Origin of the sequence: Christensenella tenuis, from assembly GCF_014287795.1 — a bacterium.
GTDB classification, from domain to species: Bacteria; Bacillota; Clostridia; order Christensenellales; family Christensenellaceae; genus Christensenella; species Christensenella tenuis.
Genome location: NZ_JACOON010000005.1, coordinates 261,931 through 286,145, shown reverse-complemented (window position 1 = coordinate 286,145; position 24,215 = coordinate 261,931). Strand labels below are relative to the sequence as shown.

Here is a 24,215-nt window from a genome sequence, read left to right as displayed (position 1 = left end):
AGCCAGAAAATACCCAGCCGCTTCTTCCCGCTTCAGGGGATATTCTATTCTTAAGTACAAAAAAAGCATCCCGCTAAGGATGCTTTTTTACACTTTTAGTTCGCGTAAACGCTGACCTGCTTTTTGTCTCTGCCTTTGCGCTCGTATTTTACGATACCGCTCTCAAGAGCAAATAACGTATCGTCGCTGCCGCGGCCCACATTGTTGCCGGGATGGATTTTCGTACCTCTCTGGCGAACCAAAATGTTGCCCGCGAGTACATACTGTCCGTCCGAACGCTTAATGCCGAGGCGTTTGGATTCAGAATCACGTCCGTTTCTCGAACTACCTACGCCCTTCTTATGTGCCATTAGAATAACACCTCGTTTCTACGTAAATTCCGGGATTACTCCGCCGTTTTTTCGGCAGTTTCTTTTTCTTCTTTCTTTGCCGCAGCAGGTTTCTTTTCCGCTGCAGGTTTTTCAGCTGTTTTCTTTGCCGCAGGCTTCTTTTCCGCCGCAGGCTTTTCAGCTGTTTTCTTTGCTGCGGGCTTCTTTTCTGCCGCGGGCTTTTCAGCCGTCTTCTTTACTGCGGGCTTTTTCTCTGCCGCAGCCTTCGGCGCTGCCGATATAGCCGTCTTCTTTTCCTCGGCTGTCTGTGCTGCGTCGTCTTTTTTCTTCGCAGCAGCAGGTTTCGCTTTTGCTACTTCCGAGCCAACCTGTATGATTTCGACTTTCGTATACGGCTGCCTATGCCCCTGCTTTTTGCGGTAATCTTTTTTGGGTTTATACTTAAACACAATAACTTTTTTCGCTTTGTCTTGCGCAAGCACTTTACCCTTAACTACCACGTCTGCAAGAACCGGCTGTCCAACCTGGACTGCGTTGCCGTCAGACGTCATCATCGCCTCAAACGATACTTCAGAACCGACCTCCGCATCCAGCTTTTCAACCTTGACTACCATGCCGGGTTCCACTTTATACTGTTTCCCACCGGACCTGATGATTGCATACATGACCTTTACCTCCCTTACCCAGTCTCGCCGCACTCGGCCCGTATTATAAAAATACGCGTTCACGCCTATGCGAGCGGCTCAATTAAATATGTTACCATACGCAGCTTTTACTGTCAACAGAAAACCTGCGTATCGGAAAGCGCGTTTTTGTCCGTTACACGGGTAACGATAATTTGTTCCGGGTGTGCGTTTTTGGTGCTGCGGATAAAAAAGTGCGCATTTTCATAGTGAGGCAAAATCGCCTGGTTCTGATTATTGCGCGATATAATATAATCCGCAAGCGTATCCGCTACATCCACGATAAACATGCCCTGCTCATCCGGCGGAACACTGCGTATAATTTCCCTGCGCACGCGCATTGCCATATTTTCAAGATTGTAAACCCTGCCCGAACCATTACAGCAGGGGCACGTAGCCTGCGTCAGCGCCGAAAGCCTGCGTCGCGTCTTCTTGCGCGTCATTTCCACAAGCCCCAGCTCCGTCATACCGAGCACATTTGATTTCGTGCGGTCATTTCTCAACGCTTCCTTAAGTGCATCCACAACCTTGTGTTTATTTTCTTCAGACTCCATATCAATAAAATCAATAACGATGATCCCGCTGATGTCACGCAGCCGTAGCTGCCGCGCAATCTCCTGCGCCGCTTCGATGTTCGCATTCAGGATCGTGTCCTGCAGGTTGTCCTCGCCGATATATTTTCCGGTGTTCACATCCACAACGGTCAGGGCTTCCGTCTCGTCAATGACAAGATAACAGCCGTTTTTCATCCATACTTTGCGCCCAAGCGCCTTGCCGATCTTGTCTTCTATTTCATAATAGTCGAAGATATTTCCTCCGTGCTCAAACAGCTTCAGGCGTTTTTCCATTCCCGGCGAAACGATGTTCACAACCGCGAGCACCTTTTCATAGTAGTCTTTGTCATTGATAATGAATTCATCTACATCCGGCGTAAACATGTCGCGTACCGTACGGAATAAAAGCGTCTCTTCCGCGTGTACCAGGCGCGGGGCCGTCACAAAATCGGCCTTTTCCTGCACTTTCTGCCACAGGCGCACAAGGAATTTAAGCTCCGCCTCAATTTCTTCTTCCGTTGCCTGCTCTGCAAGCGTACGCACAATTACGCCCATGTGCTCCGGTTTCAAACGCGAAAGGAGCTCTTTGAGCTCTTCCCGTTTTTTCTCATCCTCAATCCTGCGGGAAACGCCCACATGATCGACTGTCGGCATCAAAACAAGCAGCCGGTTTGGCAGCGTAACATGCGTTGTGACGCGCGCGCCTTTTGTGCCGCCCGGTTGCTTTAATACCTGCACCATGATTTCCTGGTTGGGTTTCAGCAATTCCTTGATATTGGGGACTTCAAGTTTCTTCTTAATGGGCGCTTCATCCGCGCCTTCTTCGAAAATAAAATCCGATTCATCGCACAGGATATCCCCCGCATACAAAAACGCATTTTTATCCAGGCCAACGTCAATAAACGCCGCCTGCATTCCCGGAAGAATATTGGCGACCCTTCCCTTGTAGATGTTGCCGACAAGTCGCTCTTTTCCGCGCGTTTCAACCTGGATTTCCACCAGCTCTTTCCCCTCCATGAGGGCTACGCGCGCTTCATGCGCATTGGCGTCGGCGATGATTCTTTTCATCATCACAAACTCCTTCAAATATTAAAAACTATATTCCTGAAATGGGATTCTTTTCCCATTCGCTATTGTATAACATTCAGTCCGGCAGACGCTGTATTCCGCATCCAGGCCCGCTTCCAAAAGCAAGGCGTTTGCAACGACCGCAGGATTGAGCGCCCCGTCGCTTGCATTTTTCAAAAGCAACATAACTTCGTTTTGATCCATACCGATTTCAAGGATCAACGGACGGATATCAAGCTCCCGTCCCTTCCGGTCTTTTGCCATATAATTCGGGGCCGCATCCATCTTCTCTGCCGCATCCCTTATTTTACCACAATCCATTCCATTTTTAAAATGAAATTTTAACCGGTAGGCAGCGCTTTCATTCTGCGCCATCAGCTTCTTAGACCCCTCCGCTGCATGGATATCCAGAACGCGGAGGTCACGCGGCAGGACGGCGTTAAGCGCATCTTTTACTTTTCCGGGCTCCGCTTCCTGCGCAAGCGCAAGCTCAAAATAGTCTCCGTCCGTCTCATACCCCACGGAAAGAGGGGACGCGAACGACATAACAATGTGCGGGTTGAATCCCTGCGAATATTCCGCGGGAATTCCCGCGCGCCGTACCGCGCGTCCAAAGGCACGCTGCATATCGAGATGCGAGATATATTTAGCTGCTCCGTGGCGGCTGTATTTTATAATTAATTTCATACGTCTCTATCCTTTGTTTTTTAGCAGAGTTCTTTTTCCGCGCGCCTTTTGCCCGCCCTTCAAAAGAACCGCTGAACGCTCCCGCTTTGCCTGCCGCTGTCCGCTCCGGGGCAACCCGCATATTTCATGCGGTTCCGTGGCAGCTGTATTTTATCACCGGCATTCTTGCGTTTTCCGTCATTCTGTGGGCCGCTTATTCTTCGCAAGGCCGCAATATTTCTGTATTCCACACGCATGGCACTTCTTCCGGCATTCCTGCGTCGTAATTCCTTCATACGCTTTATCGCGTTCCCTGCGCAAAAATGCCTTATCGATCCGGCAGTCAAGATGTTCGAAAGGCATCACTTCTCCCGCCTCTCTTTTACGTGTTGCATAAAATGCCGGATCGATCCCGCACGCGCGGAACGCGTCCAAATACCGTTCCAATGAAAAATATTCGTGCCATGCATCCATAACCGCACCGTTTTGGTAAGCCAAAAGAAGTGCGGGAGCAAGCCGCCGGTCGCCCCTCGCAAGCACTGCCTCGAGAAAAGAAAGGGACGCATCATGATAATTAAACTTCACGCCCTTGATTTTCAGTTTACTGCGAAGATACTGCTGCTTCTGCTTCAATTTTTCCATCGTATCCTGCGCTTCCCACATAAACGGCGTGCATGCCTTGGGAACAAAGCAGGACGCAGACACTGTAATATTCAGGAATCCATTGCGTTTTTCCCTGGGTACACGATAAAATGCACTGCGGATTTCCTTCACCATATCCGCAATGCCGTCAAGGTCCTCCATCGTTTCCGTTGGCAGGCCAATCATAAAGTACAATTTAACAGAAGATACGCCGCTTTCGAACGCACGCACTACCGTGGCAAGGATTTCCTCCTGTGTAATATTTTTGTTGATCACATCCCGCAGACGCTGGGTTCCCGCTTCCGGCGCAAAGGTAAGCCCCGTTTTACGCACCTGTTGAAGCCCCGCCGCTAAGTCCTTTTCAAAACTGTCGATTCGTAGGGAGGGCAGGGATACCGATACACGCTGGTCGCAAAATTCCGCAACCAGCCCGTTTACCAGTTCGTCAATCTGGGAATAATCCCCAGACGAAAGCGAAGAAAGCGAAATCTCGTCGTAGCCGGTCGCAGCAATGACATTGCGTGCAACCTCGCGCACCGTCTCCGCGCGCCGTTCGCGCACCGGGCGCATGGCAAAACCCGCTTGGCAAAAACGGCAGCCTCGCGGGCAGCCGCGCATAATCTCGAGTGTGCAGCGGTCATGCACCGTGTTGATATAAGGCAAAACAGGTTTTTTGATCGTCTGCTCCGCATCAAAATTTTCCACGATGCGTTTTCTAATGATGGCAGGCGCGCCTTCCTGCTCTACTGCAATCTCCCGGATCGTCCCGTCCTCGTGATAGGCAGGCGCGTAAAAAGAAGGAACATATATCCCTTCCAGCTTTGCTGCGTCCCGCAGGAATGCAGCGCGCGAAAACCCTTCTTTTTTATGCCGCGCAAAGAGGATGCAAAGCTCCCGCGTGACCTCTTCTCCCTCTCCTAAGACAAATAAATCAAAAAAATCCGCGATCGGTTCCGGGTTCACCGTACACGCACCGCCGCCGACCACAACCGGGTCCTTGTCTTCCCGCTTCTTCGCAAGCAGCGGGAGTTTCCCGAGGTCAAGCATTGCCAACACGTTAGAATAGCACATCTCATAGGAAAGATTGATCCCCACAAGGTCGAATTCCGAAAGCGGCATCCCTCCCTCAAGGGACCGCAGGGGCTCCCCGCTGGCACGCAGTGCCGCCATCATATCCGGCCAGGGGCAAAACGCCCTCTGCGCCCATACTCCGGGGAGCGCATTGATTACCTCATATAAAATATTGATCCCAAGGTGGCTCATTCCCACTTCATACGTGTCCGCAAAACAAAGTGCAAAATTAACGTCCACTTTTTCCGGGTCTTTTATAACACTATTTAGTTCCCCGCCGACATATCTTGCCGGCTTTTCCACATGATTGAGTATACTCAAACAAAAACTCCTTACAATGAAAATACAAACGCGTACTTATTTCCCCTTCTGTTCGCGCGAAAGAGCCCTAAACACGAAGTCTCCGGAGGCCCCGCGAAAGCCCAGTGAAGCCGCGCAAGCGGGTTTCGCGGGGTTGATAGGCGAGAGGCCGCCCACAAAAGCGATATTCCCGGCTTCAGGCGGGAATTGAGCCATAGGGCGTGCCTCGCCTATTGTCCTTGCCATCTCTGCCTGCGCATATCCACACTGATCACCATACCAATGGCAATACAGTTCGTCACCATACTTGACCCTCCGTAAGAGAAGAAGGGAAGCGGAATCCCTGTAACCGGCAAAATTCCGACATTCATGCCGATGTTTTCCACCACATGGAAGAGCATCATAGCCGCAACGCCAATGATGATATACGCGCCGAAATCATCGCGCGCGCGCAGCGAAAGCATAAACGTGCGTCCAATGAGCAGAAAATACAGTATAATAAGCACAATGCCCCCCAGAAAGCCGAATGCCTCCACCGTGACCGCAAAAATAAAATCGTTATGGCTTTCCGGCACATAGCCAAGCTGTGAAAGCGAACCGGGCGTAAACAGGCCCTTGCCGAAAAATTGTCCGGAGCCAATGGCCATCTTGGCCTGATCCATCTGTAAGGTCGCATCCGCATCCTGTACGGCCTGCGCATCCGGGCTAAAGAAGGAAAGCAGACGCGTCCATTGATAATTTCCCGTGGTCGAAATATACAACAGGAAAACCCCGACCAGCACTCCGGCAATTGCAAGCAGCCATAACACAACCTTCCAGCTCGGCTTTGCCATAAACAGCATGACTACGAAAATAAACACATACACCACCGCCGTGCCGAAGTCGGGCTGGAGCGCAATCAAAATAACCGGCAGCAGCATTCTCCACAGGACGGGGAACAAATCTCCAAACGTCTGAATTCCGTCGTCATTGCCCTCGGTTCTGTCGGCAAAATTTTTAGCTAATACAATAATAATCAGGATTTTGCACACCTCGGCCGGCTGAAAACCGCGGCTGCCGATCATGAACCAGCCCGACGTGCCGTTCTGTGTGCTGCCCAGGAAGAGTACCGCCACCAGCAGCGCAATGCAAATCCAATAGATCCATTCTGTAAAATGCGCAAGAGTGTGGTAGTCCAGAAGCATCACAAGAAACATGCATCCGAGGCCGATCAGGAAAAAAATGAGCTGCCATCCCGCGGTGCTCAGGTCCAGGTTCGCCAAAAACTCGGAGAACGTGCTTTCATCGCCTGTAAACGGCGAGGCAGTTGCGTTTAAGATGGAAAGCAAACTGTACCCGACCAGAATCACAATGATTGCGACCAGGAACCAGTCTACATATTTCCACATATTTTTGTTGACCAGTTTTCCCTTCATATACGCTCCGTAACTCCCCATATTGCAACAAAAACCGTGCATGCAGGGCCGCCGTCCCGCATTGCGGCACATCCGGCGCGGCGGCAGACTGCCGCCCATTTCCTTCCAGGCACGGTTTTCACATACAGGATCCGCCGCTTCCCCACCAAAAGAAACGTCGAACCATGCTTAGGTCATTTCCCGGCGTTCTTCACCATCTGCTTAATTTTCTTAATGGGGATATTCATCGCAATTTGCGAAGAAACGCCTTCCTCTTCCTCATTTTGCACGTTTTTAAAATCGATCTCAAATTCCGATTCGTCAATCTCCACATACTTTGAAATAACCCCCATGATATCCTTTTTAATCATGTTGATCATATCGTTATTTGAGGTCGTCCCCGCGCGGTCATAAATCAGGACGAGTTTCAGCCGGTCTTTTGCAACCTGGCTGCTCTTTTTTCTGTTAAAAAACCATCCCATGTCAAATCCCCCCGCTTATTTTGAAAAGAGCCGCTTGATACGGCCGAAGAAGCCAGTCTTCTGTTCCAAATCAAGCATGGGAACATCTTCCCCCATAATCCGCTTGGTAACGTTGCGGTATGCTTCTCCCGCAAGGGAAGAATAATCCGTCACTGCCGGTTCACCAAGGTTGGAAGACCGGAAAATCATTTCGTCCTCCGGAATCACCCCAATAAGATCCACTCCTAAAATCTCAAGCGTATCGTCAATTGCAAGCATGTCGCCTTTGCGTACAAGGTCGGGACGCAGACGGTTAATCAAAAGCCGCACATCATCAATGCCGTTCGCCGACAACAGGCCGATGATCCTGTCGGCGTCACGTACGGAGGAAACCTCCGGAACAGTAACCACAATCGCCGATTTTGCACCTGCTACCGCATTTTTAAATCCACGCTCAATTCCCGCCGGGCAGTCGATCAGAACATAATCGAATTCCTGTTCCAACTCGGAAATCAGTTCCTTCATCTGCTCAGGCGCAACCGCCATTTTATTCCGCGTCTGTGCGGCCGGAAGCAAATACAAGCCTTCATAGCGCTTATCCTTAATCAATGCCTGTTTCAGTTTACAGGTTCCTTCCACCACGTCCACAAGGTCATATACGATCCTGTTCTCAAGGCCAAGCACCACATCAAGGTTCCGCAGTCCAATATCCGTATCTACAAGCACCACCTTTTTCCCCTGCATTGCAAGGCCCGTTCCAAGATTGGCGGTAGACGTCGTTTTACCAACGCCGCCCTTGCCGGATGTGATTACAATTACGTTTTCCATACACCAAAATCCCTCTCATATATAATACTTCCGAATAAACCGTGCTTCATACACCGCTGAAATTACTTCATGCTGACTGGCCGAATGACCACCTTGCCGTCCCTGAGTTCGGCGACTTCCGCCCCATGCACCTCTTCGCGTTCCTTGGGGAACGTTACAACACGTCCGGAGACCCGCAGTTGTTTGGGGCACATATTCACGGCAGCCACGCAAACGTCTTTCCGGCCTGAACAACCCGCATGTGCAAGACCGCGCAGCCTGCCGAACACCGCGATGCTCCCCCCCGCGATCACTTCCCCGCCCGGGTTGACATCGCCGATTACGACAATATCGCCTTCGCATTCAATACGCTGGCCGCTGCGTACCGTGTGGCCTACAAAAATGGATTGGGCATCGAAATACGCATTGGATACCAATTCCACTTCGTCCATATATTCATCTTTCGCAGCCGGATGCACTGCTGCCGGCGGTTTCTCGATTTTGAGCTCCGCCTCGCGCATCAGGTCGGCCTCGTCTCCATAAATCACATCCCGGATACCAAAATCCATCGAAAAAACACGCCGCAGTTCTTTGCGCTGTGCTTCCGAAAGTTTTTTGCCGCGGATAATAACCCTCGTTTCACTATCCCTGAAAAAGTCCTTGTTCTTTTTCAGTTTTTCCATCAACTCCTCACGCAGAACAGGATAAGTAGACCGTTCATCCAAATAGATTTCCAATCCTTTTTCTTTCCCCTTAAACGTAATGATGCCCTGCATGATAAATCCTCCCGCTTGTTCCTTCAGGCCATAGCTTAAACTGTATACAACCACGAAATACATTATACATGATTCCATGGCCACACGCAAATACTCATTCACACGGAATCTTTATGGAACCAGCGTGTTTTCTGACGGAATTTCTGTACCAGTTTCCTCAGTTTTCCCATCGAGATAATATTCAATGATATTTTTTGCCGCGGGAATCGCGTGCGATCCCCCCATGCCATTCGGAATATAAATTACCACCGCAATTTCAGGGTCCTCCCGGGGGGCGCAGGCCACAAACCAGGCGTTATGTTCAAGGTCGATATTGGAAACGGTACCCGTACCTGTTTTCCCGATAACCTCATCTTTGTATTTCCACCCGTCGAAGGCTTTGCTGGCCGTACTTTCTTCTTCCGCGACAACCTCAGTCATCCCCTGTTTGATCGCATCGAAGTATTCCTGCGGCGCATCGATATGATTAAATACCACCGGTTCCTGCTGTTCGATGATATTTCCGTCATTGTCAACAACACTGTCCACAATATGCGCTTCAAATACGTCTCCGCCATTTACCAAAGCTGAAATATACCGCGCGACGGCAATCGGCGTAACTGCCGTAGTGCCCGAACCAATTCCGGTCTCGATGGTTCGGCGTGTATTCCACCTAAGCTCGCTCAGGTAACTGTTCACATCGACAACCCATCCGTTCCGGTCCGCAACCGCACTGGTAATCTGCAGTTCCTCGTATAAAATCTGCCGGATGGTCGGCCCCATCTCATAATTTGTCAGATCTTCCCCGGCCGCTTCAATCAGTCGCTCCGCCGTTTTCTTAAGCTGTTCGTCCGAATAGTCGATACTCAGGGATTTTCCGCAATCACGCAAATAACTCATCAGTGTGTTGCGGATTAAAAGCGGCAGGGACGTCTTTTGTGCGGTTACATCTACCCCTTCCGAATTCAGCGTGGAAATCGGTTTTGTCGGATCGTACAACACGCTCTGGTTTCCAACCTGTCCAACTACTTCACCTGTCAATTCAATGCCGGTAGACGTTGTCAACCCAAATTTTTCACCCCATTGGGAAAGCGTATCCGTACTGCCTGTCGTGCCTACAATCCGGTTGGCAACTTCATAGAAAAAATAGTTGCAGCTATGCTCAAGGCCTTTTACCAGTGTCTGATTTTCATGTCCGGGAACGATCGTCATTCCCGGCTCCCAAGCCCAGCAGGCCGGAACATCGCCGACGATTTGTTCGCCTTCCTGCTTCTTTTGATCGAGCGGGTATTGTCCTTCGTCGGTAATGGTTGTTTCCAGTGTAATCGCGCCTTCCTCAAGGCCCGCCATGCCCGTGACCATTTTGAAAATGGAGCCGGGAATCGCCTTGGAGGAGATTGCATTGTTGAACAGCGGCTTTGCCGGATTATCATTTAATTCCTGCATGGTTTCGTTTGAAATGCCGCCCGTGAAAATGTTGGCGTCATAGGAAGGATAGCTCGCCATAGCCAGCACCCTGCCCGTCTTCACATCCATTACGATGGCCGCACCCGATTTTGCCAGGTTCATCTTTTCCAAGGTAGAATTGCCCTCGCGGCTCTCAAGAACAGCCTGCACCTTTTCATTCTCATCGTAATCTTCGGGATCCGCCTTGTTGTATGCATCGACCTGTTCCTGGTAAACGGTATTGATATTTTCCTCAAGCGCTTTTTCCGCTACCTGCTGAAGCTGCAAATCAAGCGTCAGGCGGACATTATAGCCGTCCGTCGGTGCGGTGTAAGAACGTTCGTTGATTACCTTTCCCCTGCTGTTGACCTCTACAACGCGCGTTCCCTGTTTTTCCGACGAACTTCCCGTAAGATATTGTTCCATCGTACTTTCGATGCCCGCCGCACCAATCAGGTCGTTCTGCGAATAACCTTTTTCCTTGTAATCCTTGATGGTTTCTTCATCGGTCATTTTGCCGAGATAGCCAACAATATGGGCCGCAACCTCATCTTTGGGATAGATGCGGACCGAGCTTTCGCCCACTTGGATTCCATCGAGCTGGTCGGATTTCCCTTCAATCAGGGCTACCGTATCCATATTGACATCTTCGCTGATGGTAATGGGGACATAGGCAAGATAGGAGGAAAGCTGTACTTCCTGCCAGATGGAAAGCAGCTTCCTCGCCTGTTCATAGGTATATTCTTCGGGAATACGGTAACGAATCCGAAGGTCGCGGTAAATTTCATCCGGCGTCGCATTTTTAGACACATACATATTCGACCGCCAATTCTTTTCACGGTTGGCGATATCTTCCGGGTTCGTTATACCAAAATCGAATGCAAACGTACCGTCTTCATTGCGTACAATGTTGAACGTATCGATCGTCGTCCCTCCGCCTTGCTCGATAAGGGCAATAGCCTCGGACAGAACGTTTGTATAATATGCTTTATCCGTCGTACTGTTACGGGTAGGATCCCGCAGGAACTCTATATCATAACTGCTCTGGTCATAGGCGAGCGGAATTCCCGTGATATCGGTAATTTGTCCGCGCGCCCCTTTGAGGGTCAGCGTCCTGATTTTTTTATCTTCAGACTGCAGCGAAAGCTCGCCGCCCTGCGTCAGCGTCAGGTTCCCAAGTCCCGCGCCAAGCGCTATAAAAGCTACAAGTGTAATCGCCATAACGACGAAAAACCTGTTTTTTAATTTTTTAAACATTCTACTTTTTCCTCATTCAAAGCTCATCCATAAAATGAGACGACATACGCGGACGCATCCACGTATTCCTGTACAAAAGCGAAACCAGCAGGTAAACCAAAAGAAGAAGTGCCCCGGCAAAAGCGGCGGACGGCAGCATATCCCGCAGGAAAATCGCCCCCAGGTCAAATTGCCGCGCTCCCTGCGCAAATACAATCAGCGCCATCACAAGTTCCTTGACAATATAACCACCCGCACCAATCAAAAAAATATGAAGCGAATTAAATTTTTCCATCCTGTGGGCCACAATGCTCGCCACGGCGGCGGCAACCGTATAGGAAAGCGCATACATGCCGAGCGTGGTGGAAAACATCATATCCATCAAAAGCCCCGTTGCCATGGCAAAAATAATCGGCGTTATATTTTTTTCGACGAGCACCAACGCAAGCACCAGCAACAACACGAGGTCAATCTGAATGCCAAGTCCTGCCAGGTCAAACGAAGCGCTAAACGCCGTGCCAGACAAAATCGTGCCAAATATACCCATCAGGATAAGAACCACATATCTCATCTTACTGTCCCTGTGGCTGCGCGCTGTCCGAAGGCTGTGAGGATGGGGAAGGTTGCGCCGCCTCGCCAACTGTAGTGCTGCCGATCACTTCATTGGCCGCGGAAACCGTACCCGTTTCTTCGCCGTCCATGGACGTCACAACAAACACTTCCTCCAGCCGCCGGAAATCCACCGCCGGTTCGATTCTTACATTTTTCCCTTCCGCTTCCGTATCGGAGGAGGAAGCGACTTCGCCGATCAGGAATCCTTTGGGGTAAACTCCGTCAAGGCCGGAAGTAATAATTTTGTCCCCGTCCATAATATCCGCGTCAAGGGGCAGGAAGGTGATATACAACGAGTCGTCAAGCGAATTGCTTGAAATCGCCCCCTTGACAATTGCCTGTTCACGCGTACGCTCCATAATGGAAGACAGGCTGCTCCGCGCATCGATAATAGCCATAACTTTGGAGGAATTGAGGTTCACCTCTTCAATCCGCCCCACAAGACCGTCAGCCGTGATAACCGGCATATTTTCCTTTACGCCATCCGCTCTGCCAAGATTGATCGTGAATACGTCAAACCAGTTCCCGGGATTTTTTCCGGTAATCCGCGCAAGCATCAATTCCTGATTGGTATTATTCTGTTTATATTCGAGGAGTTCGGAAAGCCGTTCGTTTTCCTTTTTGAGCTCTTCGTATTCCCGCGATTTGCTCTTGAATACCTCGAGCTCGCTCTGTAGCTCCTCATTTTTTTGCTCTTGGTCATCTTTGTTGATGAGCCCGTCAAAAAAGCCGCCGATTCCCGATGACACTTGATAGAAAAATTCCTGCACAGGAGAAAAGATGCCGCCGGCCTGTCCTGCGCTTTGTGAAATCGTGCCATTGCTGCTGCTTGCCACCAGCAGAACCACGAGAACGATGATAATGATGACCGTTATAATCAGCGGTTTGTTCCTGAATATGCCCACAACCCGTCTGCCTTTCGTGTTTACTGGAGACGCTTATGCGCGCCCCTGCGGACGCGCGCCGCCCGCCTGCAAATAATTTGTTCAATTATACCATAAATGCAGAAGGTTTGTCATATTTGGAAGTAAACTTTTTGTAACAATTCCGCAATATAACCGTTCCGGCTGAAATGAAAACAATCCATGCTTTATACTCAACAAAATTTTTCCATAAAAAAAGCCACACTTCAAAAAGTGTGACTTTCTCCACTGAAGGCCGGCAGGCAATCCCTCAATATACTACCGGCCATCCGGGATATCCTTATTCCCCGCTTCCCCTTTAATCAAGAATTTCGCGTGCTGTCTCGCTCAGGATGCGTAACCGTTCCATTGTCTTTTCAAACCCATTAACACATACAATTCCACAGGCATGTACAATCGATCTATGATCCTTAGTAGAATCTTTGATGAGCTGAATCCTGTCACGCAACGTGGTTTCCGTCTCCGGTTGCAATACATCACGGTAGTTGTGCAGCTGCACTTCCAGCGCTTTATCCTTATCATAAACTTGCCCGGCCTTTGCAACGTCTGACCACGCACTTACTGTAAGCATTTTAAGATTGGGAATCGTATTAATTAAATGGAACATTTCTGTTGTGTCCCCGCAACTGTGCCAATACGCAATTCCTCCAAAAAAATCCGCAAGATCTTTTTCCCCGGGAAGAATATATTCTTCGTAAAGCTGTGGACTGACAACCGGGAAAGTTACTTCATCATTGTAAATATTTCCTTCCGTGAGCGGAAGGCCAAGATATCCATTTTTTTGCAATGTCCACCGTTTGCGTGACTCTCCAAGAAAATCAAGCAGTTGTACCATCCATTCCGGATCCTCTATGCAGTCAATCATCAGGTTGTCAAGGCCGCGAACCTGCCATGCGCATCCCCACGGGCTTCTTCCCCATTGCGGAAAAGCAACTTCAAAATCTTCCGCAGCAATTTCACGCACCTGTTCGAAAAAAGAAATGGTTCGTGGCATACATCCGCCTTTGTAAAAATCCGGATATTCCATCCGTTCAAGATCTTTACGTTCCTTTATTAACGGTTCTTTGGAAACAACTGCATCGTGCTCCGTGTATATTGCCTGATCTCCCCCAAAGATACATTTTTCAAACGCTGCAGATTCAAAGACCGGCTGCTTTTTTGCAATCGGGGTATCGTCATCAAAATTTTTAAATTTGAAGATTTGCGTTTGCAAGCCGCTTAGATAATGAAGATACGGATCGTGGTAAAACTCGATCAAATCATACCCAAGTGTTTGCGCATACGCCTCCCGTTCAAATTCAATTACCAATGGTTTTTTCGTCTTATCAGCTGGAATCGCATGGAAGTAATCCGACGAAACTCCTTCTGAACTCCAGAAGGCCATACGCCGCTTATTTTCCTCCGTTTCGCAAAGTTCGCGTATTTCCTCTTCCGCTGCCCGAATTTGGTTTAGCATTTTTTCTTTTTCCATACCAATCATTCCTCTCTCAGACCACATTACAAAGCTGGATCAATGATCAGTTTCCCTTGTTTGCGCAGCTCAAGGTCTGACACCGCATCCACAAGCCGCTCTAGCGGCAGCGGTTCACACTGCATAAACCCAACGTCTATCCGGCGCGAATTAATCAATTCGGCAGCCCGGTCAATCGTATAGGGATTAATATAAGATGCTTTTACATCAACCTCTTTACGGAAGAGATCGTAAGGTTTTATTGTAATCGTATCCTCCGGGGAGGCTAATCCAAACAACATGGCAACCGATTTATTGCCTGCAAGCTGAATTGCTTGCTCCATCGTTTTTGGAAGCCCTACGCACTCGATGACTGCATCCAGGCGGTCAATCCCATGCTCTTTAAGCTCTTTTTCCACATCCTGCGAAGCCGGATCTATGCATACCGTTGCACCCAGCTTCTCGCCCATCTTCCGTTTCCCTTCAACAGGCTCAATCAGTGCTACTTGCGTTGCCCCGGCAATGGAAGCAAGTTGCAGGATAATCAGTCCAATCATACCGCCGCCTATGACCGCCACCTTGTCTCCCGACTTAATATTGCACATATCCACGCCATGCAGGCAGCAGGAAACAGGTTCTGCCATTGCTCCTTCTGTAAATGTGGTTGTATCCGCAATCTTCAGGACCTGACTTTTCTTAACGCTGCAGAATTCCGCAAACGCCCCGTTCCCGCTTGTTCCGTAGCCAATCATATTTTCACAAAAATGTCCTATTCCGCTGCGGCAGTAATAGCATCCGCCGCAAAGCTCATTTGGATCCACGCATACGCGGTCTCCCGGCTTGAATTCTGTCACATTTTTCCCAACTTCTTCAACCATGCCAGAAAACTCATGTCCCAGCACACGGGGCGGTACAACTTCCGCCGATCCTGGGTCTCCATTGTAAATATGTACATCCGTACCGCATACCCCGCACGCCTTGACGCGAATTAAGACATCGTCATCTCCTACCTTGGGCATCGGGATGTCCTCTACCCTGATATCATGTTTTCCATAAAATACAGCAGCTTTCATTTTGCCTTCCTCCTGCGCTTATGCGCTGACAGCATTGCCTTTATTTTTGACGCTTTCTTTCAATTTACTTTCACTCTTTGCTTTAGATACACAATCGAATCCAACGGCAATGACCAAAACAATCCCCTGTACAACATCTTGTACATAATCGTTGACATTCATTAATACAAGGCCGTTTGAAAGAATTCCCATAATAAGCACACCGATCACAACGCCGAATATGCGCCCAGAACCACCGTTTACACTGACGCCGCCTAATACAACGGCAATGATAACCTCGAACTCAAAGCCCGTACCTGTCGTAGGCTGTCCGGAATTCAGGCGCGACAGCATAATGATACCTGCGAGAGAAGCAAAGATTCCTGACAGCATATAAACCATCTGTTTCGTAGAAATAACATTAATTCCCGCAAGCTTTGCTGCTTCTTCGTTTCCGCCAATCGCATAAAAATACCGCCCAAAATATGTCTTGTTCAGAATGAACCAGCCGAGAATAAAGATCCCTATCATGATAATGACCGGAATGGGAATGATACTGATATATCCTTGCCCCATGATTGTAAAGTTAGGATCAAATCCATAGATGGGAAGGCCTCCCGATATAATAAAGGCAAGGCCCGAAAGAATGTTCATAAAGCCCATAGATGAAATGATCGGCGGAACCCTCCACTTTGTAATAATCACACCATTGAGGAACCCGAAGCCTGCGGAGATGACCATGCACAGAAGGCACGCCGCCCATGGATTCATATTCATCTTCACCATGAAATAGGCGCATACTACGTTTACAAATGCAAGTACCGATCCAACCGACAGGTCAATCCCGCCTGTCAGCATGACAAACATCATGCCAACTGAAGTAATTCCAATCATGGAAACCTGCCGCGCAACGTTAAAAAGATTGTCTACCGTCAAAAACGCAGGAGACATAATCGTGAAAAATACGATCAGCCCGGCAAGCACCACCACAATTCCGTATTTTTGAAAAAATGTTGTGTTCTTCATAATCTAACTCCTAAATTTTATTGAGGCTTTATGACATGGAGGCATATTTCAGGATGCTTTCCTGATTGAATTCTTCCTTCTGAAGTTCTCCTGTCACTCTGCCCTCCGCCAAAACAACAATTCGATCTGAGACTCCAATGAGTTCTTCCATTTCCGAAGAAATCATGATAAGTGTTTTTCCCTCTTTAGCGAGATTATCCATAATAGCATAGATTTCTTGTTTGGCTCCTACGTCGATTCCACGAGTGGGTTCATCAAAAACAATGATATCTGGCTCGGCCGCGAGCCACTTAGCAAGAACAACTTTTTGCTGATTTCCACCGGAAAGATTATTCACAAGCTGTTCCGTACTTGGCGTCTTAATTCTCAGGCTATTCTTATATTTCTCAATAATCTCTTTTTCTTTTTTCCGATTTATAACACTATATTTGGAAATTCTCTTTAAAATAGGCATCGTGATATTGTCTTGAATCGACATGTGCAGCAATACGCCCTGTTGCTTCCGGTCTTCCGGAACGAGTGCGATTCCTTTTTCAATCGCATCTGACGGGGATTTTATTTCAAGTTTTTCGTCACGCAGCCGGATCGAACCTCCCGTTGCATGTGCAACCCCAAATAAAATTTGCGCAAATTCTGTCCGTCCTGCACCGATAAGTCCGCCAAGGCCAAGAATCTCGCCTTTTCGTACATTAAACGAGACGTCCGTGAGTCCATTTCCGGAAAGATGATCGACCTCAAGAATAATTTCATTATCCTTTTTCACTTCTCTTTCAGGAAAGGTTTCCTTCAGTTCACGGCCAACCATCAGCCTGACGAGTTCGTCGCGCGATGAATCCGCAGTATCGATTGTGGTTATAAGTTCCCCGTCTCTCATAACCGAAACCCTGTCCGTGACCTCAAAAATCTCGTCCAGCCGGTGAGATATATATATGATCGCGACTCCTTCATTTTTCAACTTCCTGATAATCTGGAACAATGCATCCAGTTCCCGATTTGTAAGTGATGCCGACGGTTCATCCATAATTAAGATTTTGCTTTCCATAGAAATTGCCTTTGCAATTTCCACCATTTGCTGATATCCGGTTGTCAAATTCTTAACGAGCACATTGGGATCGATTTTAATGCCTAACTGCCGGAATAATTCGACCGTTTTTTCATTCATCGCTTTTTTATCGATTACAATACCATTCCGAAGAGCACGCCCCAAAAAGATGTTTTCTGCCACAGACATTTCTTTGACAAGATTAAATTCCTGATAGATCACGCCAATGCCATTTTCCCTCGATGCAAGAGGCGTTAAATTAGAAAACTCATTCCCGTTTACGACAACTGTTCCCGAGGTCGGGCTGATCGCGCCGCTGCACGTTTTAATCAGTGTGGATTTTCCGGCGCCGTTCTCCCCCACAAGCGCATGGACTTCCCCTTTTCTTAGTTCAAAACTCACATCTTTCAGAGCATGCACACCGGGATATTCTTTATAAATATTTTTAAATTCCAAAACTATGTTATTATCCACTTTGTGACCTCTTGATTTTTTATTGTTTGATAAGTTCGGCAATGCGCTTTCTGCACATTGCCGAACCCAACCCATTGTTTCCAATCCCTATTGTTTCTTACTGTCCATATCCGGCTCTATCCCAATATTCCTGGGCATTGTCGATGTTAACAGGATCCATCGGGGTATATTCAGACTGGTCAAACTCCTGTCCCAGAAGCATTCTTGCAGCAAGGTCAATCGTCTGTTTTGCTTTCTGAACCGGGGTTCCAAGGCCTACCGTTACACGAATCGGATCGCCGTTCATCATCGCTGATAGTGCTTCCTCTGTACCATCGCAGCTAAAGATGCCAAAATCGTCCGTGGCTTTTCCTGCTGCTTTCACAGCCTCATTCGCGCCAACTGCGCCGCCATCGCCGATACAGGTAATAACTTTCATGTCGGGATTCGCCTGCAGGAAAGTTTCCACCGCTTCCATCCCGGTGACAGCATCTGCCGATGTTGCCGTTGCAACGATTTCTGCGCCGGGGCATGTTTCTGCAAGGGCGTCTTTAATACCATTTGCACGGTCGATGATATCTTCCATCAACGGATAGTCAAGCATACCAACAATCGCTTTCCCATCCAAATGCTCATTGATCCATTCGCCGGCTTTCTGTCCAACGATATAGCCAGCCTCATAGTTTTCAACGACATACTGCGCATCTACGCCTTCCATCGACTGCCCATAGGCCATAACGAGGATACCTGCATCCTGCGCTTTTTTAACGACGTCTCCAAGAGCATTCGCATCTTGAGGACCAATTACGATGATGTCCATCCCTGCTGTGATCATATTTTCAATTTGGGAGACTTGCGTTGAGGCGACTCCCTCACAGCTAACGAGATTGACTTCCGCACCAAGCTCCTGTCCAATCTTCACAAGGTTTTCTCCTGTTGCTGCCCAAATCGGGTTTGTCAGGTCATAGAATGTAACACCAATTTTTTTCCCTGTCAGATCATAGTCCAACACTGTGTCTTCTGTAATGGTAGAGACAGCCGCACTCGCTTCGGCAGATGCGGACGCTTCGCTGCTCGTTTCGGCAGATGCTTCACTGCTTGCTTCCACCGTTGCTTCTGCCGACGGCTCTGTAGAAGCGCTTGCTTCCGTTCCAGGCTGTGTAGTGGTACAGCCCGCAAACACGACAAGTACCAGTGCCAGACAAACGACTAAACTTAAGATTTTTTTCATTCTTTCCTCCTCCTGAGTCTTTGTATGATATTCTGCATTAGGCGTTGCTTGATTCGCCCATGCAAATGTTATGTTTTAGTTACTTCATACTATTCTGTATTTTTGCGCACAAAAGCTTCTCTATTGATTCTTAATTTAGTTGGCTCATCAGGAATTTCTTTTGACTTTGTAGTTTCAATTTATCATCAAAAATACTAAATAACAATGCATCAAAATTTAGAATTCCCCTCTGATTTTTAGATGATATTCCTCAAGGTAAAACTTCCAAATAATTTTGTTCGGCCCCTATATCCGCATAAAATCCGCTCTTTTGGTATTACTCGTTTTGCGGATAAAGCTGTGCAGTATCAACGCCGCACGTTTCATGCTGTCTTATGAGTCTGAATCGCTGTAGATGCCGGATCAAGGCGCTTAATAATATCATTCTGGATTTCTGGAGAAAGATCCAAAAAATTAACAAACGTTCCATGAATCCGCATAATATAAACGCCGCTTGGCGCGTACTTTTTGGGGTTTGTCCTGACCTTTCGCAAAATCTCCGGGGTGGTAACATTTACATAAAGATAAAATGGAGATAAATTTTTATTCTCCGGGTTGAAAAACAACGGAGTAATAATCCGTTTTGCAAAATCAATGCCTTTTTCTTCATAGGTCTTGCCGGTAAAATACTTAGGATCGATTCCAAAATGCGAAGCATATCCTCCGCTCATTTTTATAAAGGGGAGCCGCATTGTAGAAAGTATTCGAAATCCCAGTCCATTCCCCGCCTCCCCATAGAGCGGATCTACACCATAGCCAAGCATTTCCCGTGCTTTTCGTCCGTCAGGAGTCGCGCCTACCCAATATCCATATAGCAAATGGGTAGATGGGCTGCTCCAGTCAGGCCTGAATGAATTCCCGAGATAATTTTTCTGTGCAGCTATCATATCGGAAACTCTATTGACGACTTCCGCCGCCTCATCATCTACTTCCTCAATATTATTTCCATATTTCGGGCATTCCAGCAAATACCTGCGCAACTCCTCATGCCCCTCAAAATTATCCTGTAGGGCGTGCAAAAGAGTGTCACAGTCATTTGGTCGTTCTTTCAGGAAATGATCGAGTGCGCAAAAAGAATCCGCAACGACAGAAAGGCCATGAATCAGGCATCCGCTTCCGTTGTATTTCGTTCCCTGTTCTTCCGTATCGCGGGTATCGATACCCGATTCCATACCGCCCATAAATGCACTCAAAAACGGAACTGGCAAGCAGGAAATAGCTTTCGAAGCGCCATTTGCCGCTTCAGCCATTTTCGAAATATAAAATGCAACATTTTCATAAAATGCTTCCCGGACATTTCCCAAAATTTCTTTGAAATCATCATGGTACGGGACGCCGATTTTTTTGCCGGTAATAGTTGAAACTCCTGAGTTTAAAGTAAGTTCTAAAATTTTCGCAAGATTTAACCAACTGTTAGTGGTATTTCCATTATCTTTTCCCATAATCAAAGGTTCCTGACACCCGGCAACAGCATAATTTTCCAAGTCGTCCGGTTCAATTCCTCTTTTTTGCAAAACCTCGAAAATCACGTCGTCGTTAAAAATGGAAGGCGTCAGGCATCCCGGCGTAAAAAAGAATTTCCCCAACTCCTGATAAAGTTTTTCCGGCGTATTTTTATGTAGTTTAACGGACAGGATCGGTTGTGGGAGATTCATGTCATAATAAGCATCTAAAAGCGCATACGAAGTCTCATTGGTAAGATCCATCCCGTCTTTGGTTTTGCCCCCGATAAGGACGTTCTGGGAAATTGCCCAACTACGGTCCCCTACGTTAAAAAAAGTCAAAAAATGTTTGAAAAGTGCAGCAGCAATTTCCCGCGGCGTATCTTCAAGTGCGCGGTACGGCTCAAAAATCCGGTCAGCGTTTCCGACTGAAAACGCAAAGGGATTAGGGGCCTGTTCAAGGCATAACACTTCCCAAAGAAGCAAATAAGCCTGTATTGCTTCGTATAAATTCTCCGCGCCATACTTCGGAACTTTACGCAAAGTTCTTTCCAGCAATTCCAACTGCTTTTTTCGTTGTCCGTCCGCACCCCCGGCTTTTTCCGCAACTAGGTCTGCGTAACGTCCTGCCAGCGTAACAGTAGCTTCCAGAGCAATTTTCATTGCCGCAAAATTGATTCTCTTTTTTTCTTTTCTCTCCTTTGAAATTTTATTTTCCAGTTCCTCTATCATTCTACTGATTCCGTTTCTCAAAGCGTAGCGAAAATCTGGAATCAAGTGGCCCGTTACCTGCTCGACAAAAAACGCCACTTCTGTGGTATACCGGGAATAAGAATGGTATACTTCTCCCAGCTTTTTTGCGTATTCTGTATCCTGCGCGGCTCTTTTTGCCTTGGCAATCCGTTCTTTTGTAATTTCGCTGTTTGGTATAATGTCGTCGTAAACCGCTACAGGATCACAGTACCCGGAAAAGCTTTCCACCCGGAAGGCCGGATTAATTAACGCATAGCTCCGTGCAAAGGAATCGCTCTGTGTTCCAGCAAAAATAGAGTGGTCACTGATTGAGAGAGGAAGGTCTTTGACAATGGCCGACAATTCATAAGCCGCCCGGAGTTCGCTGGGAAGCTCTTGCAGCCGCGCCTCCTGTTTGAACGCAATTTCCCGGGCAAGAAACCAGCCGTCCAGTCTTTTTTTCGCACGCTCTTCTTTGAAGAGCGCTTTTGCCATATCTGTGATAGAATTTTCTTTATATAGGTCCTGAATTTTTTTCATCAGCCGCTATTCTCCTCCCTTTTATGTAGAGACACAGGTAATTTTATAGCTTCCAAAAGTCTGCAAAATATCCTGGTATTGAATATCCGAAACAAATCCGTCCTTTACTGTATACCGGCGCCCGCACTGCCGCCATTTTTCTCTCCCATATTCATGATATTTCAGCAATTCTACTTCTGTAATATTACAATCGCGCAAAAATTCGGCAAAAGCCTGTGCATCTTCTTTTGAGGCATTAAAACCGTTCACCAGGGGAATCCGGACCAGCATCTCACAGCTTTGCTTTGCCGCTTTCCTGATATTTTCCTTCACAATCGCACCAGAAATCCCCAACGTGTCTTCATGGACAGCATCATCATAATGCTTAAAATCCATAATCAGCCAATCTACCACCGGAAATAATTCGGGGAGTCTAGGATGGGTTGCATTCGTTTCAAGAGCAGTATGTATCTTACTTCTTCTTGCCGCTGCCAGCAAAGACTTAATTTCCTCAAATTGCAGCGTTGCCTCCCCGCCAGTCAGTGTCAGTCCCCCGCCATCGAAAAACATCATGCGGCTTCTGTCAAGTTCCTCCAATATTTCCGATTCGTCCATCAGGCAGCAACTCCATTTCAGTTGCCCGCAGGAATGTTCTATACATGAATAATCCTTGCATAGGCTGCAAACATCCGGGTCAATCCTTCCCTTCTTAATTCCATTCTGCGGGCAAACTGTTTGCGGCAGCGCTTCTCCTGTTTGCATCATGCATCCGTCTCTAGGGATGCCTTCCGGATTAGAGCACCATGGGCATTCGAGATTGCATCCTTGCAAATGGTATACAAGCCGGTTCCCCGGCCCATCTTGAGAATAATTAAAACCACGTTGCATTATTTTCAGGCTCAATTCCCTTCTCCCTCTGCATACAGCAAGCCTTGCCTGGCCCACACCGTTTATTTCTGCGGGACTGTGTCGTGAAGCGCCCTAAACTCAGCCAAAAGATTGGGAATCGGCACTTCATATTGCACATTGTGGACATTTCCCCCTACAAAACCGCCGCCTTGCGAAAAGGCCTGTGCATTTCGCCTGGTTTCGGCATAGACCTCCTCAGGGGTGCCGCTCGGGAGTACAAATTGCGGGTCGCATCCACCTCCCCAAAACACAATGGAATCGCCAAATTTCTCTTTCAGCGATACGGCATCCATATCTTTTGCCGAGACCTGAACCGGATTCAGGATATCAAACCCTGCATCAATGAATTCCGGAATTAAGGTTACAACTGAACCGCAGGAATGCATAAAAGACTTCCAGTCTGTATTTTTGTGAATCCAGTCGTTTACTTTTTTATAAAAGGGCGTGTATACCTCGCGGTACAGTTCCGGAGCAATCATACTCCCTCCCTGGAATGCGAAATCGGTTCCTGAATGAACCATCACTTCAATCCGATTTCCTACGGCGTCAAAATATCTCTGCATATTTTCAAGCGTAATATCCGTCTGCATATCAAAAAGATCCATTAGATAATCCCGGTGCAGATAGATTGCCATATACCAATCTTCTACTTCCCGTATTCCCTTTGTTTCTTTTAGCCACGGACCCGGCACATGAAAAATATCCCCAAGTCCTCCGCCGCCATAGCTGCCGATGATGGCATAATCTGTCGTTTCATAAAGTTCTTTCGCTCTGCTTTCAAGATACCGCAAATCTTTATCCGGCAACACCGAGTACATACCCGCGTAATCTTTGCGTGCATCCCACTCTGTCTTTTTGTCAAGGTCTTCTTGCCTGGGAATATTGTCGAAATACAATGAAGCAGAACTCATAAACGCACTTGGCGGGACTGAAGTATCCCCCTGCGGATAGGCATAAATCGTCCCTGTTTCCGCATCCTTCGTCCAGGAAAAATCATCACGCAGCAATACGGTTGTTCCATCAGAAAGCTCCCATTCTTTATAGGTATCTGATGTGAGGCCGAGGCTGTCCGCACCGGTAAAAAGCCCCACGCAATCAATTTCAAGAGCCTCGCGTACATCATCAGTTACTTCAGCAATGAGCGTCATCGGATCAAGAGCTTTTATCGCTCCTGTTTCGAGCCCAAGCTCTTCCCGTAATCTTTTGAGCTCCGAAACATGTATTCCAGAGATTGCAGTCGCGCCCAGATCAACAGGTACCCGGTCTGTCACTTCGTGTCGGATTGCTTTTTTTACCCGTTCTCTCGAAGTCATCATTTAATTCTCCTTTAGAAATCTTTAATTGAGAAAATAATTTTATCTAATGCATCCAGA

General features: G+C 47.8%; 20 protein-coding genes. All 20 read right to left on the bottom strand.

What is annotated here, in order from left to right; all coding sequences use genetic code 11:
* Nucleotides 1-95: 95 nt before the first annotated feature.
* A complete protein-coding gene (gene rpmA / locus H8S18_RS10845) occupies nucleotides 96-350 on the bottom strand; it encodes a 50S ribosomal protein L27 (RefSeq protein WP_082989456.1) in 255 nt (84 codons plus the stop codon).
* 35 nt (nucleotides 351-385) lie between these two features.
* The gene (gene rplU, locus H8S18_RS15125; RefSeq protein WP_186858283.1) at nucleotides 386-994 is read right to left on the bottom strand and encodes a 50S ribosomal protein L21; all 609 of its coding nucleotides are present in this window, start codon (nucleotides 992-994) and stop codon (nucleotides 386-388) included.
* 113 nt (nucleotides 995-1,107) lie between these two features.
* Nucleotides 1,108-2,637 carry an Rne/Rng family ribonuclease gene (locus H8S18_RS10835; protein ID WP_186858282.1) on the bottom strand — a complete coding sequence of 510 codons (1,530 nt, stop codon included), beginning with the start codon at nucleotides 2,635-2,637 and terminating at the stop codon, nucleotides 1,108-1,110.
* An 18-nt stretch (nucleotides 2,638-2,655) separates the two neighbouring features.
* Complete coding sequence (locus tag H8S18_RS10830; RefSeq protein ID WP_186858281.1) at nucleotides 2,656-3,321, bottom strand: TIGR03936 family radical SAM-associated protein; 666 nt, start codon at nucleotides 3,319-3,321, stop codon at nucleotides 2,656-2,658.
* Nucleotides 3,322-3,498: 177 nt separating this feature from the next.
* Nucleotides 3,499-5,334 (bottom strand): TIGR03960 family B12-binding radical SAM protein, encoded by a 1,836-nt coding sequence (locus tag H8S18_RS10825; RefSeq protein WP_207721742.1) that lies wholly within the window; start codon nucleotides 5,332-5,334, stop codon nucleotides 3,499-3,501.
* Between the two features lie 209 nt (nucleotides 5,335-5,543).
* Nucleotides 5,544-6,728, bottom strand: a complete 1,185-nt coding sequence (gene rodA, locus H8S18_RS10820; protein WP_186858280.1) for a rod shape-determining protein RodA — start codon at nucleotides 6,726-6,728, stop codon at nucleotides 5,544-5,546.
* A gap of 173 nt (nucleotides 6,729-6,901) precedes the next feature.
* Nucleotides 6,902-7,189, bottom strand: coding sequence for a cell division topological specificity factor MinE (gene minE / locus H8S18_RS10815; RefSeq protein WP_186858279.1), 288 nt, complete (start codon nucleotides 7,187-7,189; stop codon nucleotides 6,902-6,904).
* A gap of 15 nt (nucleotides 7,190-7,204) precedes the next feature.
* Nucleotides 7,205-7,996 carry a septum site-determining protein MinD gene (minD, locus tag H8S18_RS10810; protein ID WP_186858278.1) on the bottom strand — a complete coding sequence of 264 codons (792 nt, stop codon included), beginning with the start codon at nucleotides 7,994-7,996 and terminating at the stop codon, nucleotides 7,205-7,207.
* 62 nt (nucleotides 7,997-8,058) lie between these two features.
* Nucleotides 8,059-8,751, bottom strand: a complete 693-nt coding sequence (gene minC, locus H8S18_RS10805) for a septum site-determining protein MinC (protein ID WP_186858277.1) — start codon at nucleotides 8,749-8,751, stop codon at nucleotides 8,059-8,061.
* Nucleotides 8,752-8,862: 111 nt separating this feature from the next.
* Complete coding sequence (locus H8S18_RS10800) at nucleotides 8,863-11,433, bottom strand: penicillin-binding transpeptidase domain-containing protein (RefSeq protein ID WP_186858276.1); 2,571 nt, start codon at nucleotides 11,431-11,433, stop codon at nucleotides 8,863-8,865.
* A 16-nt stretch (nucleotides 11,434-11,449) separates the two neighbouring features.
* A complete protein-coding gene (gene mreD / locus H8S18_RS10795; RefSeq protein ID WP_186858275.1) occupies nucleotides 11,450-11,983 on the bottom strand; it encodes a rod shape-determining protein MreD in 534 nt (177 codons plus the stop codon).
* A gap of 1 nt (nucleotide 11,984) precedes the next feature.
* Entirely contained in the window at nucleotides 11,985-12,929 is a 945-nt protein-coding gene (gene mreC, locus H8S18_RS10790; protein WP_186858274.1) for a rod shape-determining protein MreC, read from the bottom strand.
* A 316-nt stretch (nucleotides 12,930-13,245) separates the two neighbouring features.
* Nucleotides 13,246-14,418 (bottom strand): uroporphyrinogen decarboxylase/cobalamine-independent methonine synthase family protein, encoded by a 1,173-nt coding sequence (locus tag H8S18_RS10785; protein ID WP_186858273.1) that lies wholly within the window; start codon nucleotides 14,416-14,418, stop codon nucleotides 13,246-13,248.
* A 26-nt stretch (nucleotides 14,419-14,444) separates the two neighbouring features.
* Nucleotides 14,445-15,470, bottom strand: coding sequence for a zinc-dependent alcohol dehydrogenase family protein (locus H8S18_RS10780; protein ID WP_186858272.1), 1,026 nt, complete (start codon nucleotides 15,468-15,470; stop codon nucleotides 14,445-14,447).
* An 18-nt stretch (nucleotides 15,471-15,488) separates the two neighbouring features.
* Complete coding sequence (locus H8S18_RS10775) at nucleotides 15,489-16,475, bottom strand: ABC transporter permease (protein WP_186858271.1); 987 nt, start codon at nucleotides 16,473-16,475, stop codon at nucleotides 15,489-15,491.
* A gap of 28 nt (nucleotides 16,476-16,503) precedes the next feature.
* Nucleotides 16,504-17,991, bottom strand: a complete 1,488-nt coding sequence (locus H8S18_RS10770) for a sugar ABC transporter ATP-binding protein (protein ID WP_330598766.1) — start codon at nucleotides 17,989-17,991, stop codon at nucleotides 16,504-16,506.
* 97 nt (nucleotides 17,992-18,088) lie between these two features.
* A complete protein-coding gene (locus H8S18_RS10765) occupies nucleotides 18,089-19,201 on the bottom strand; it encodes a sugar ABC transporter substrate-binding protein (protein ID WP_186858269.1) in 1,113 nt (370 codons plus the stop codon).
* Between the two features lie 362 nt (nucleotides 19,202-19,563).
* Nucleotides 19,564-21,954 carry a pyruvate formate lyase family protein gene (locus H8S18_RS10760; protein ID WP_186858268.1) on the bottom strand — a complete coding sequence of 797 codons (2,391 nt, stop codon included), beginning with the start codon at nucleotides 21,952-21,954 and terminating at the stop codon, nucleotides 19,564-19,566.
* Between the two features lie 21 nt (nucleotides 21,955-21,975).
* Complete coding sequence (locus tag H8S18_RS10755; protein WP_243165129.1) at nucleotides 21,976-22,821, bottom strand: glycyl-radical enzyme activating protein; 846 nt, start codon at nucleotides 22,819-22,821, stop codon at nucleotides 21,976-21,978.
* A gap of 62 nt (nucleotides 22,822-22,883) precedes the next feature.
* A complete protein-coding gene (locus H8S18_RS10750) occupies nucleotides 22,884-24,158 on the bottom strand; it encodes a uroporphyrinogen decarboxylase family protein (RefSeq protein WP_186858266.1) in 1,275 nt (424 codons plus the stop codon).
* Nucleotides 24,159-24,215: the final 57 nt, after the last annotated feature.